This window comes from Candidatus Nanoarchaeia archaeon, from assembly GCA_035290625.1.
Classification (GTDB): Archaea; Nanobdellota; Nanobdellia; order Woesearchaeales; family DATDTY01; genus DATDTY01.
The window spans coordinates 89663-101970 of the sequence record DATDTY010000033.1 but is presented as its reverse complement, the minus strand read 5'-3'; the positions used below and the strand labels follow the sequence as shown (position 1 = coordinate 101970).

Below are 12308 nucleotides of genomic sequence, written 5' to 3'. Positions count from 1 at the left end.
AAAACCCCGCACCAAATCGGGTGCATAACCAAATGAAAACCCCACTCCAAATCAAGTGCATGGCAACCCTAAAAAACCGCACCAAATCAGGTGCATAACCAAATGAAAACCCCACCCCAAATCACGTGCATGAAGCCTGCCCAAAATCGGTGCATGACCAAATGAAAACCCCGCACCAAATCAAGTGCATGAGAACCCTAAATCCTGTCCATAGTTCAATGAAAACTTGCCTCGAATCAGGTGCACAAATGCATAAAACACACTGCATGAATCAGTTGCCTCAAACAATCCCCGCAAACAATGCTCGAATGCATCCCGCTTTTGTGGTTTATATGATTGCCTTTCCACACAAGAGGAAGATCCTGATATGAAAAGCCAAAATAAAACACCAAAAAGAACGCTTTTAGACACGAGCGTTTATGGGGAATTGATGCTCGATCCTCAAACAGTAACCAAGATAGAAAAACGAATCGAAAGGAACCAAACATTGGTTTATGGCAATAGGATTATTAGAAATGAGCTAAGAGAGACATCAGCACAGGCAAGATTAGGTAAGCAGAGCAAAAGGATCCTGCTCTTAAACCTCTATGACAGGTTAACCGCAGGCCATGAGATAATAATGGGTGACTTAATCAGGATATTAGCAAAAAAGTATTATGAGAAATACAGGAGATTCGATGGAAAATATCCTTATGATAGCCTGAAAAATGACTTTTTAATCGTCGCTTCAGCCTCGATAAAGGAATTGAACATCGTAGTGTCCCATGACACAAAAACGATGCTTTCAGAGTTGGCAATGAAAGCGTACAAAAAAATAAATTCTGAAAACGGATTGGAAAATCCTGATTTTATCCCATATCAAGAATACAAAAGAAGATTAGACCTTATAGACCCTCCTGTTTGACGTGATATTTATGAATTCCTTAACAGCCTTCACAAACTTGGGATCTTTGTTAGCCTCTTCAATCTCCCTTATCAATGTATCCCAATCGGGTTTTTGGCATTTCATAATAAACAGAAGGTTAAATCAATATTTAAACATTTCGCATAAGATGCGAAGCCGGGCCCCAAAAAAATCCCCCAATCCATCCCCTATGACCCAAAAACCCTCTCCAAATCCGGCGCATAAAGCCAGCCCCTATGACCAAAAAAACCTCTCCAGATCCGGCGCATAATCGAAGAAAACACCCAATGCATAACCCACCCTAAAGAGCATGGTAAAAACTCTGACTCATCGAAAATCAATGATCGAATGTATTTTTTTACAGTTTATTACATTTTCAGCAAAGGAAAACTCATATGAAAATCCAAAATAAACCGAAAAAAAGAATCCTCCTAGATTTAGATGTGGTTACAGTTGGGCTATGGGACAAAGGGGAGAGAGGAGATGCGGCCAGGGTATATATGGAGAAAATAAGGAGAGGGGATATCATACTTTGCACATCGTACCATCTTCTGGAATTAGTCAACCAATGGAAACATGAGAGGCTTAAAGACCAGATAAGTGAATTTTTTGAACTGTGGGCAGCAAGGATTTATTCTACTAAAGAGATTCTCGAAAACGCAAAAGCAAAGAATATCGATTATAGTCAGGTTATCAATGCGCTCATCAAAACCGGGGTAAAGGAAGAAGACACTATCCTTGTACTTATAACAAGCATATTCCAGCTTGACGCACTCATCACATTCAACAGAGTCCATCTCAAAAACAACCAAGAAATGATAAACCAGATCCTAACAAGAAATAACATGGAGGTGATAAAGATTGAGTTCCCTAATTAGAAATATCGATTTTTTTTGCAGATTTCAGGAATCTCTTAGTGATGCCTCTCTTGATATCATCTGCAAGTTTAATCAACTCAGCAAAAGTCATAGTTTTAGGGTTCTTCATAAGAGAACTAATAAACCATCTGAATATATAAAGATTATGTTTGACTCAACACACCGGCAGGAGGCAAGGTAATTGCCCGCTTGGGCTAAGCCCCCCCCCTGCGCAAAACGTTCCCACCAACCCAGCCCAATGAAAACCCCATCCCAAATCAGGTGCACAATCGAAGAAAACATCCAATGCATAACCCTAAAGAGTATGATAACGAAAACCGCACTAATCCCCGACCTAAAGGTCGGGGTTTTTGATCGTGCGGTTTTCGGGATTGAAAATTCGGGCTAAAGCCCGGGGTATTAAACCCCGAATTTTCAATAAAAACTCTGACGAACTGAAAATCGATGATCAAATGTATTTTTTGCAGTTAATTGCATTTTCAACGAGGGCAGCCTATGAAAATCCAAAATAAACAACAAAAAAGGATCATCCTGGATACGAGCGTTTATGGAAGATTGATAGAGGATATTGATGTGGTCCCTAAAATAGTTAAAGGCATCCCGGAAAGATTTGTGATTTACGGCAACAGGCTGATAAGGAATGAGCTGAGGGCGGTTGCTAAAAAAGAGAGGATTGGCGCAGAAAGTAAGCGAAAACTGGTCTTGAGTATCTATGACCTATTTGTTAGAAAAGACAATCACATTTTAAAGATTACAGATTTGGTAGAACTGATCGCCAATAGGTATTATGGAGAATATAATAAGTTAAAAGGAGGTTGCGGTTATGATGATATAATAAATGACTTTAAAATAATCGCCTGCGCTTCCCTTCATAAGCTGGATATTGTTGTCTCTCACGACACAAAGAGTATGCTGGGCATAAAAGCCATTAAAGCATATGAAAGGGTCGATAAGGATTATCAGATGAGAACTCCAGAATTTATCCCCTACCAAAAATTCAAGGAGGCTTATCTATGAGTATGAGACGTTGCTTCAATAAACTTCCTTATAAAAGCTCTGAATTTAGGATCCTTCCGAGCTTCCTCTATCTTTTTCCTCAATTTTTTCCACTCCTTAGTATCAGCCAACGATTTCATTATACGCGCAATAATCAATTGAGGTATATAAAGATTATGGAGTGCAAGCAATCTCGTTACCAGCCCCCTGCGCAAAACGTTCCCACCAACCCAGCCCAATGAAAACCCCATCCCAAATCAGGTGCATGAAGCCTGCCCAAATCAGGTGCGCACAAACTTCCAAAATCCAGCGCATAACCCAATGAAAACCCGCCTCAAATCAGGTGCATAAAAAATGCAAAAGAAAACAAAAGAAACAATCACCTGCCAAAACTGTAGCTCCACTCAAACCGTCAAAAGAGGCTTCGCAAAAAACAAATTCCAGGCCATCCAAAAATATCAATGCAAAGTCTGCAAATCCGTCTTCACACAGAGCCAATCAAAAAACAAAACCTATCCCATAGGCATCATCCTAAAGTCAATCTCTACCTACAACCTTGGCCACAGCCTGAAAGATACATCAAACATCATAGAAAAGCAGGCCGCAACAAAGCTCCCCCCGTCAACCATCGCCAAATGGCTAAGCGAATACAAGAATATCTGCGCATTCAGCAAACTAAGAGGCCAAGCAAAAAAGATCTTCTCCCCAGGCCAGATTATAGAGTCATACCCCCTTCTCCACAACAACCTGCCGTACACATTCCAAATCCACAAGGCAAAGCTCGAAGTCCTCTTCCACCACCCCAAATACAACAACCAATTCACCAATACCAGCAGATTCTACGACCCTCTCAAATCATACCTCAGCAAAATCCCAACAAACAAGTTCCCTCATCATATCTTTAAAGAATACAGAAGACATTCTAGGCTGGACACGCCGCAATTAAGCAGCCAAAAAAGGGCATCTCAAATCAAGTTCTCGCACCTAAATATCATTCACATCTCAAAGGCCAACGCAGCAAACAAGCTGGCAAAGCTGGCCCTCAACCTCGCAAGGAGCAACGCTCAGCGCCATAAAGCGCTCCAGGGCTTCTTCATAACCAACGACTCAACAACCATTGCAACAGAAATCCCGGTCTATCTCACAAAAGATGATATCATATACTTCCAGAAAAGAGGATTCACCCTAAACCTCAGCAATGCAAAAACCCCCATCACAGGCCATATCGACATCCTCCAGGTAAGAAACAGCCTTATCCACATCTTAGATTACAAGCCCGAAGCAAAAAGCTGCAACCCAATTGAACAGCTCACGCTCTACGCACTCAGCCTAGCGTCAAGGACAAAACTCGACATCAAATCATTCAAATGCGCGTGGTTCGACGAAAATAGCTATTATGAATTTTTTCCACTGCACGCAATATATAAGAATAGAACATATAAGAATAGAACAGGCTACGAGGGCTCTGGTAGTAGGCTTGGTGAAGGTGCTCAGGCATGAGAACCCTCTATTATATCATCGCAGCATTGCTGTTCCCATTAGCTGCTGCACAGACAATGAGCAACTCAAACTTTGTCTTCGATGCAGACCCTTCACCTGGCTCAACAAACTCCTCAAGCAGCAATTACCAATCCTCATTTGCTGTAACGCCGGTCTCAGGAAACGCGTCTTCAGCAAACTTCAGAAGCTTCTTCGGCTTCTTCTTCCGCCTGCAGTACGCAAACGGAGACCCATGCGAAGCGAACAGGGACTGCATGTCAGGAGCCTGCTGCTCAGGAACATGCCTGGCATCCTGCCCTGCAGGAGCCGCAGCATCAGCAGGAGGAGGCGGTGGTGGAGGAGGTGGAGGAGGGAGCAACGCAACCATAGAATGGCCCCACCCGGGGTTCTCAGCCTCTCCAGGAAGCATTACCTTCACTCTTGTTCTTGGAGCAGAAGATGAAAAGCAAATTTCAGTCACAAACACCGGCAACACTGACCTTGATCTCAGCATCGATATATCAGGAGAAGCGGCCTCCCTGCTCTCATCAGATTCAAGCCTCTCTATTGCAGAGGGAAGTTCTGCCCAAATTACACTGCAGGCCTCATCAGGCCAACAGCCAGGAGTCTATGTTGGAAAGCTCACGCTCTCATCAGAAGGGATATCAAAAGAGATTCCAGTGACCATTGAAGTAAAAACAGCCGATATTATCTTCGACGTCAGCCTTGACATTCCCAACCATGAGATACCTCAGGGCAGGAGTCTCTATGCGCAGATTACCCTCTTCAACCTCAAAGAGAGAGGCACAGATGTTCAGGCAACTTACATCATCAAAGACCTTGATGGAAATGTCCTCTTCCAATCAAACGAAAGCCTCAAGGTTCAGAATCAGCTCTCGTACAGAAAAGAGTACAACACACAAAACCTGGAGAAAGGAGCTTATGTTGCAATCGTCGAGATCCTCTACAAGAACGGGTTTGCAGTTTCCAGCCAGACGTTCACAATCACAGAGCCGCAGCCATTTTCATTTGCAAATGTAATTGGCGTAGTTGTGGCGCTCATCCTGCTGCTGCTCCTGTTGAGAAGCCGCTTCAGGAAAATGCCAGCTGCACCGCCTGCAAAACGCAGCCATGGGCTCAGTAGAAAGTCTCGGCGTGGCTTGCGAGTAAGCCCCTTCTCACTCGCTCACAAGCCGCCGGTTGCCGCCAGCTTGGCTCTTCATCTTTTCAGCAAAGAGCGGCACCTCGCCCGTAAGGGACAACCCCCTCCGCTGCTGACGCCTCGGTTGGTTGAGCCTCGCAAAAAAGGCGGCAACGCAGACGTTCTACTGAGCCGCAGCCATGCAAAGCTATATAAAAGAAGATTCCTAAAATGATACAATGAATCCCCTTAAGCATATAGGGATTGTAGTGCTGGTAGCTATCCTTCTCTCAAGCGGCATCCTTCTGCAGCAGCAGATTCCAAAGCAAGAAGCTGCGGCAGGAGCATCAGGGGCATCAATTGATGTTGATCAGATTCTTATCAAAGTAGTGGTAAAACAGGGTGAGTTTATTTCCAGGCCTGTCAGGATTAGTAACCGGGGCCTGAATGCTGAACACATAAGCATACAGGCAGCAGGGGCTGAAGGCCTGATAAAAATCCCTGAGCAGCAATTCCTCCTGCAGCCCGGCCAGACGAAAATCCTTTTCCTTCGGTTCTCTCCGCAGGATGAGGAAGCTGGAACATCGTTCTCCCCAGGAGTGTATGTGGGCAAGCTTATCATCTCAGGCAATCAGCCCAAGTCCATTCCTGTAGTTATAGAGGTTGAGAGCAAAGACGTCCTCTTTGACATGAACCTCAACCCGGTTTCTGCCGGCAGAGAAGTCCCTCAGGGCGGAGACTTCACCATTGAGGTCCGCCTCTTTAATCTCCTAGGCCTCTCCCAGGCAAATGTCCAGATGGAGTACCAGCTCAAAGACACCGCAAGCAACACAATTATCACAGAAAGTGAAAGCGTCGTTGTCAAGACACAGGCATCTTTCTTCAAGAGAGTCCATATCCCCGATAATCTCGCCAGAGGAGAGTATGTCTTTTCCGCCATCGCAACCTATGGCAGCTCAGTTGGAACAGCAAGCGCTCTCCTTGACGTAGGAGCTGCATCCCAGCTCTCAACACTCAAGCAGATATGCGTGGAATCCTCCTGGTGCTGGCTTACTGCATTTGTTGCGGCAATCGCCCTCTTTGCTGTGGCAGCATACATTTATTTCTTCGTCGGGTTATGGGCATATACCTCTATAAACCAGTACAGAGTATCCTCAAAGCAAGCCAAAGAGGATATCCAGAAGGAATGGCTCTGGATATGGATCATTACGCTATGGCTCTTCATCGCTGTGGTTGCTGTATTCCCCTACAGCGGAGTATTGCCTTTAGTGCAGATTGCAGCAGCAGCCAGGCAAGCTGTTCCTCTCCTTCCACTGATCGCAAGCGTTGTAGTTCTCTTCATTATTGCTGTCTGGATCATGCGGACAGCCATTGGATGGCTTGGAAAGCTCCGCATCCTGAAGTCCCCCGAGGAACGGCAACGGCAGAGGTTTAACAAGTACCTCAAGGCCTTTAATCAGTACCTGAGCCAAAGCGAGCACGCAATCAGCCAGGCAGATATCAGGCAGGTAGACAGGCTCATGCCTTCGCTTGAAGCAGCAGCGAGAAGTATAGAGTCATTAAGCAGGCAGGCAGGAAAAGCAGTCATTAGAAAGAAAGTTGAGCTGGTTAAGAAACACCGCGACATCCTGTCAAAAAGCCTCCTGCGCCAGGAGATAAAGGATCAGGAAATCAAGGGCCAGGGGATTGGAGAGCGCCAGGCTGCAGCTTCATTAGACCCAAAGAGGGGCAAAGTCGCTGAGTTCAATGAATGGCTCCGTAAGCTGGAGCATTCCATACAGAGGCGAGACAAAAAAGCCATCGCAGCATCCTACCCAAAAGCAAAGAAGGCATACGCAGAGCTTCTTGAGATGGACTTCACAAGCAAGGCGAAAGCCATTTTCTACAGGAAGATGAGGCAAGCATACGAAGAAGTAAAGCAGCTGGCTAAATGATTCGATGGAAATCCGATTTACCTGCCAAGGCCACCCAAATATCAGGGCAAGCCATAAAACAACGCTGGAGTTTACGCGGGACTCTCACCTTACTCCGAGGGGAACCTGTATAGTTGGCATCCAGGCAGACTTCAAGCTGCAGCAGATGAAGAGATTCCTGGCAGCCTTGAGAAAGGAGGACAAGCTGAAGATTGCGATACAATCCGGAGATGCGCAAGATTCATTGATTGCTGTCCCGAACAGGGATTTTTCAGACGCAGATGAAATGGTGATAAGGACAACAGAATTTCTCTCTTCAAGGACATTTGCCACCAAAGCCTCCAAATCTGCAGCCGGGCTTAACACCAATCTCAAGAGGATGATGAAGACACACAGCATCACAGTAAGTATATCAGCTGAGGGTTGCCGCCAGCTCGGCTCTTCATCTTTTCAGCAAAGAGCGGCACCTCGCCCGTAAGGGACAACCCCCTCCGCTGCTGACGCCTCGGTTGGTTGAGCCTCGCAAAAAAAGGCGGCAACCAGCCCATCTCGAAACATTTATAAACAATCCAAAGTTCCTCAATAGCACGCAAGGGGTATATTGGCGAAAGCGAATATATGCCGGAGATGCGTATTCTATGGCAAGGATGTATTCAAGAAAACGGGGAAAGTCAGGCTCAAAAAGGCCTGTCAAAAGGACCAAGCCTGCCTGGCTTGGCTATAAGCCAAAAGAGATTGAGATTATTATTGCAAAACTGGCGAAGGAGGGAAAATCCGCTTCCCAGATTGGGCTCATCCTGAGAGACACCTACGGAATCCCCGATGTCCGCCCAATTCTCAAAAAGAAGATCACGGGGATACTCCAGGAAAAGAAGATCCTTCCGGAGATTCCTGAAGACCTCTTTGCCCTGATGAAGAGGAGCAACGCCCTGCGAAAGCATTTTGAAGTCAACAAGAAGGACATGGTTGCCAAGCGGGGCCTGCAGCTGACAGACGCAAAAATAAAGCGTCTCATAAAGTATTATAAAAAAATCCGAAAGCTTCCGGTTGGATGGAAGATTGACGCCAAGCGGATACAGTACACCACGTAGCGCATTCTGTGGATTCTGGCAGGTTAAGGCTTCGGTGAAAATCAGTGCTGCCGCCCTTTGTGAGCAACATTATTGGGATCAGAGCATCGACTGTTTGCGTTAGCAAACCCAGGAAATCTTTGATTTCCGCTGTCGGGGGATGCCCCGTCGGGGACGAATGTCGATTATAGGAGTAAGGGACGCAAATTGCGAACTTGGCGGTAGCCGCGAAGCGAGATTTTCACCGCAGCCGCAGGTTAAGATATCTTTATATAATAACTGAAAGTGCATGGTGCTGATGGATAAATATGATGCATTTCGCAAGCATATTGCTGATTCTGCAAAAAAATTTCAGGAGCTGAAAAATGAAACAGTCAGGATAATATCGCACCTTGACTGCGATGGGATCTGCGCAGCCTCAATCCTCATCCATGCGCTGAAGAGCCAAAATAGGGGCTTTGCCATTTCTATCGTGCCTCAGCTTACTGAGACGTTCATCAAAGAGCTCGCAAAAGAGGAGTACAAAATCATCGCGTTTACAGACCTTGGCTCAGGGATGATAGAACAGGTGAAGGAGCATCTTAAGAGCAAAGATGTTGTGATCCTTGACCATCATGAAGTGTCCGGCGTCGGCAACGACAGGGTTCTCCACATCAACCCGCACATGTTTGGCATTGAGGGATCAAGGGAAGTCAGCGGAGCCGGAGTTGCTTATATGTTTGCTGAGGCTCTGGACAGGAAGAACGAGGCATGTGCTCACCTTGCCATTGTTGGAGCGATTGGCGACGCTCAGGAGAATAGCGGTTTTGAAAGGCTCAACGCCAGCATCCTTGAGACCGCAAGAAACCAGGGTAAGATAAGTGTCCAGAAAGGTCTTCGGCTGTTTGGGATGCAGACCCGGCCGATCCATAAAATCCTTGGGTACAGCACAGACCCCTACATCCCTGGTGTCTCTGGATCTGAATCAGGCGCAATTCAGTTCCTCCATAATCTCGGAATCAGCCCAAAGAAGGGAAAGGGATGGAAGAAGATGGCTGATCTCAGCCAGGAGGAGATGCAGGCACTTGTAGCAGGCGTGGTACTGGCCAGGCGGGGCGAAGCCAAGCCCGAAGATGTCCTTGGCAATATCTACATCCTCGAGCAGGAGGAAGAAGAATCTCCTCTCAGAGACGCAAAGGAATTTGCAACACTGCTCAACTCCTGCGGCAGGATGGGAAAAGCCTCATTGGGAATCGGAGCGTGCCTCGGCGATCCGAAGATGAAGAGGCAGGCAATCAGCCACCTGCTGGAATACCGAAGGGAGATCATTGCTGCCATGCAATGGTTTGAGGCGCATCGCGGAACTGCGGCTGTCCAGGAGCATCCGGGCTATATGATCATCAGCGCAGGAACAGAGATACTCAGCACCATGATCGGCACGATAGCATCTATGATCGCAAAATCAAACACCACCAGGCCCGGCACTATTATTATTTCTATGGCAGAGGCTCCGGACAAGACCCTGAAGGCAAGCATCAGGCGGGCCGGCTTTCAGAGCGACGGCTCCATCGACCTCAGGAGCATCATGGAAGAGATCACATCAAGAGTTGATGGCAGCAGCACTGGCGGCCATATCTACGCAGCAGGGTCTGTCATCCCGCAGGGCAAAGAGAAAGAATTTCTTGAAGCTGCCAGAGACGTGCTGGGCAAGCTAGCGGGTCAAAAGAGAGTTCCTGACTGAATCGATTGAATCTGCGATGTCGCTTCCCCTCTTTGTCAGCGTAAGAAGCTTTAATCTGCCCTTTTTGTTGAAGCTGATAAGATCATTTCTCTCCATCTGCTGAAGAATCTTCACCACATGGGAATACGTGCAATCGATCGACTTTGCGAGGGAAGATGCGTAGACGTTGCTTTTTGAGTTCCTGAGATTAATCAGCATCATCGCCGGCTTCTCTCGAAAGAAAACGTTGAATATCTTGGTATTCTTCATACATCCCCCTCATGTGTGTCCTCGAATATACAGGTAATGACCTATAGGCTGCAAAGCACAGTTGTTATATAAAGTTTGTGGTGGGGGTTTTTAAGGAGGGAAAAAAGTTAAAAGGGGAGAAAGATTCCAGAGGGAGAGATGGGTATCCAACCGGGGTCATTAGCTGCGCTGATCCTCGCAGGCCATAATCAGGGAAGAACGGCCAAAGCTCAGGAGCAGGAGGAAAAAGAATGGGTTGGCAGGATCTATAGGGAGCAGTTCATCATTGGAAGGAACAAATCACTGCTGACAATAGACAAGCCTCCGGAAAGCAGGCATTTTGGCATAGTAAGCATGCTTCATTCAGTTTGGAAGGACAGGGAAGAGAGAAAGCAGGCAGCTCAGGAGAATCTTGGGACAAGCCTTGAAAGGGTTATTGAGGCATGCCAACAGAGCAGGTATATCAACAAGGAGGAGATTTATCCCATAGGCCCAAAGCTGCGCATCCAGAGAACAGTGAAAGATAAGGGAATCCACATCCAGCAGCAAGGCTCTGATCTTCAGGAGAATATCGAATTGGGAATGAGCGCTCTGCATAATGGGGCTTTCTATAGCCAGGAGTACCTTCTGATTATCAGTGGGGATGTCCCTTTGGTTACAGGAGATGACATTGATATATTTGTCGAGAATTCCCAGAAGAGGGGCATAGAAGGTGTTGAGATGTATGCTGCAGTTGTGTCAAGAAAAGATCTTGCGGCATTTATTACCAAGAAAGACCTTGCAGCGTATGGCATTCCGAGGTTCAACGACCATCCCCTGCTCCTTCCATTAAGTTTACTCCCTGGCAACCTAAGGAAGTTTGGAATTCCATTGAATGACAAAGAAACTATCCTGACAGGCAGGGATATCGACATGTACATGTCTGGAAACATGTTCCTAGCCCAAGTAAATGCAGTGGACGAGAAAAGCAGCATGATACCGATGCTGTACTCAAAAAGAAGGATTATGGGAGAGGCGTATCAAAGCAAGGGTTTCAGGGGATTGCTGGATCTGGGAACAGGAAAATGGTCTGTTCTTGAAGCAGAGCAGATGTTCAGGGAGGAGAAAGGGATTCACGGGAGGATGGTTCTGGTCCCGCCTCACTGCAGCCTTGACATTGACACCTGGAAAGACAGGATGAGATGCTCTGCGTATCTTTTCAGGCAGAAGGAATCCCAATAAGGGTACCAAGGATATATACGAATCATACGAATCAATAATATACATTTCTCTATACTAGTATCTATTATAGAAACATTTATATATTAGTTCAACCTAACCCTAAGGTACATGGTATTGTTGTTTGACAGGTTCAACCTCCCCGACAATATCTATGAAGTGATTTTCGCCACAAAGCAGCAGAAGATTGTGGGAAAGTTACTGATAGAAAACATAAAAGAGAATAAAGGGGAGATGACAAAGACAGAGATGTCTCTCTTTGCTACCAGGCTTCACGACGGCACTCTGATAACAACAATAGACGAGCCCGAATACTGGGGAAAGAAAGTCAGGATTTCCTACAACAAAAGGCAGTTTTATGATCGCATCCTGACTCCCATGAAAAGCATGGGCATCATTGACTATGACCTTTACAAAAAGACATACAAGATTTCGGATAGGTTCAATAAAGAGATGATCCGTATAGGATTAATGTGGCTCCAAGAGCTGCGAAAACCTCCTCAACTCATGAAAAAGAAACTCTCATAAGAAGGGCCTGGCGCCTGATTCTTACCCAACCCCCCAACATTGCCGGGCCCTCCTTCTGATTTCTGATGTTCATTTCTCGTGTCTGATCTTTACAAAAACATTAAAAACATATCATAAAACACAGGCATGCAAGGGTCCATGGTCTAGCGGTTATGACATCACCTTCACAAGGTGAAGGTCCCCGGTTCGAATCCGGGTGGACCCATACTGGCTCATTGAAAAGTTTCTCACTT

General features: G+C 46.2%; 13 protein-coding genes and 1 tRNA gene. 12 read left to right on the top strand and 2 right to left on the bottom strand.

Annotation, left to right across the window (positions count from 1 at the left end):
- Positions 1 to 430: 430 nt before the first annotated feature.
- Entirely contained in the window at positions 431 to 904 is a 474-nt protein-coding gene (locus VJB08_03165; protein HLD42962.1) for a hypothetical protein, read from the top strand.
- Here the strand turns inward: VJB08_03165 and VJB08_03160 are convergent.
- Positions 878 to 1009, bottom strand: coding sequence for a hypothetical protein (locus VJB08_03160; GenBank protein HLD42961.1), 132 nt, complete (start codon positions 1007 to 1009; stop codon positions 878 to 880). The genes VJB08_03165 and VJB08_03160 overlap by 27 nt on opposite strands.
- A gap of 290 nt (positions 1010 to 1299) precedes the next feature.
- On the opposite strand from VJB08_03160, the gene VJB08_03155 reads away from it, so the two are divergent.
- From VJB08_03155 to VJB08_03120, 8 genes are all read left to right on the top strand, one after another.
- Positions 1300 to 1782, top strand: a complete 483-nt coding sequence (locus VJB08_03155) for a hypothetical protein (protein HLD42960.1) — start codon at positions 1300 to 1302, stop codon at positions 1780 to 1782.
- Positions 1783 to 2277: 495 nt separating this feature from the next.
- Positions 2278 to 2799, top strand: a complete 522-nt coding sequence (locus VJB08_03150; protein ID HLD42959.1) for a PIN domain-containing protein — start codon at positions 2278 to 2280, stop codon at positions 2797 to 2799.
- Between the two features lie 333 nt (positions 2800 to 3132).
- Positions 3133 to 4278 (top strand): hypothetical protein, encoded by a 1146-nt coding sequence (locus VJB08_03145; protein HLD42958.1) that lies wholly within the window; start codon positions 3133 to 3135, stop codon positions 4276 to 4278.
- Positions 4275 to 5633, top strand: a complete 1359-nt coding sequence (locus tag VJB08_03140; protein HLD42957.1) for a hypothetical protein — start codon at positions 4275 to 4277, stop codon at positions 5631 to 5633. Before VJB08_03145 ends, VJB08_03140 begins: the two co-directional genes overlap by 4 nt.
- Before the next feature lie 4 nt (positions 5634 to 5637).
- Complete coding sequence (locus VJB08_03135) at positions 5638 to 7332, top strand: hypothetical protein (protein ID HLD42956.1); 1695 nt, start codon at positions 5638 to 5640, stop codon at positions 7330 to 7332.
- 4 nt (positions 7333 to 7336) lie between these two features.
- Positions 7337 to 7789, top strand: a complete 453-nt coding sequence (locus VJB08_03130; GenBank protein ID HLD42955.1) for a DUF371 domain-containing protein — start codon at positions 7337 to 7339, stop codon at positions 7787 to 7789.
- A 160-nt stretch (positions 7790 to 7949) separates the two neighbouring features.
- Entirely contained in the window at positions 7950 to 8402 is a 453-nt protein-coding gene (locus VJB08_03125) for a 30S ribosomal protein S15 (GenBank protein ID HLD42954.1), read from the top strand.
- Positions 8403 to 8679: 277 nt separating this feature from the next.
- Positions 8680 to 10101 (top strand): DHH family phosphoesterase, encoded by a 1422-nt coding sequence (locus VJB08_03120; protein HLD42953.1) that lies wholly within the window; start codon positions 8680 to 8682, stop codon positions 10099 to 10101.
- Here VJB08_03120 and VJB08_03115 read toward each other — a convergent pair.
- Positions 10072 to 10350 (bottom strand): hypothetical protein, encoded by a 279-nt coding sequence (locus tag VJB08_03115; protein HLD42952.1) that lies wholly within the window; start codon positions 10348 to 10350, stop codon positions 10072 to 10074. The two genes, VJB08_03120 and VJB08_03115, sit on opposite strands and share 30 nt — an antisense overlap.
- 138 nt (positions 10351 to 10488) lie before the next feature.
- On the opposite strand from VJB08_03115, the gene VJB08_03110 reads away from it, so the two are divergent.
- From VJB08_03110 to VJB08_03100, 3 genes are all read left to right on the top strand, one after another.
- Positions 10489 to 11550 carry a hypothetical protein gene (locus VJB08_03110; protein ID HLD42951.1) on the top strand — a complete coding sequence of 354 codons (1062 nt, stop codon included), beginning with the start codon at positions 10489 to 10491 and terminating at the stop codon, positions 11548 to 11550.
- A 108-nt stretch (positions 11551 to 11658) separates the two neighbouring features.
- On the top strand, positions 11659 to 12075 hold the full coding sequence (locus VJB08_03105) for a hypothetical protein (GenBank protein ID HLD42950.1): 417 nt from the start codon (positions 11659 to 11661) through the stop codon (positions 12073 to 12075).
- A gap of 132 nt (positions 12076 to 12207) precedes the next feature.
- Positions 12208 to 12280, top strand: a tRNA-Val gene (locus VJB08_03100).
- Positions 12281 to 12308: the final 28 nt, after the last annotated feature.

Coding starts and splice junctions, on each gene's coding strand:
- VJB08_03130 (HLD42955.1), top strand. CDS start 7,337: ATGGAAATCCGATTTACCTGCCAAGGCCACCCAAATATCAGGGCAAGC.
- VJB08_03105 (HLD42950.1), top strand. CDS start 11,659: ATGGTATTGTTGTTTGACAGGTTCAACCTCCCCGACAATATCTATGAA.
- VJB08_03165 (HLD42962.1), top strand. CDS start 431: ATGCTCGATCCTCAAACAGTAACCAAGATAGAAAAACGAATCGAAAGG.
- VJB08_03125 (HLD42954.1), top strand. CDS start 7,950: ATGGCAAGGATGTATTCAAGAAAACGGGGAAAGTCAGGCTCAAAAAGG.
- VJB08_03145 (HLD42958.1), top strand. CDS start 3,133: ATGCAAAAGAAAACAAAAGAAACAATCACCTGCCAAAACTGTAGCTCC.
- VJB08_03150 (HLD42959.1), top strand. CDS start 2,278: ATGAAAATCCAAAATAAACAACAAAAAAGGATCATCCTGGATACGAGC.
- VJB08_03160 (HLD42961.1), bottom strand. CDS start 1,009: ATGAAATGCCAAAAACCCGATTGGGATACATTGATAAGGGAGATTGAA.
- VJB08_03110 (HLD42951.1), top strand. CDS start 10,489: ATGGGTATCCAACCGGGGTCATTAGCTGCGCTGATCCTCGCAGGCCAT.
- VJB08_03115 (HLD42952.1), bottom strand. CDS start 10,350: ATGAAGAATACCAAGATATTCAACGTTTTCTTTCGAGAGAAGCCGGCG.
- VJB08_03120 (HLD42953.1), top strand. CDS start 8,680: ATGGATAAATATGATGCATTTCGCAAGCATATTGCTGATTCTGCAAAA.
- VJB08_03140 (HLD42957.1), top strand. CDS start 4,275: ATGAGAACCCTCTATTATATCATCGCAGCATTGCTGTTCCCATTAGCT.
- VJB08_03155 (HLD42960.1), top strand. CDS start 1,300: ATGAAAATCCAAAATAAACCGAAAAAAAGAATCCTCCTAGATTTAGAT.
- VJB08_03135 (HLD42956.1), top strand. CDS start 5,638: ATGAATCCCCTTAAGCATATAGGGATTGTAGTGCTGGTAGCTATCCTT.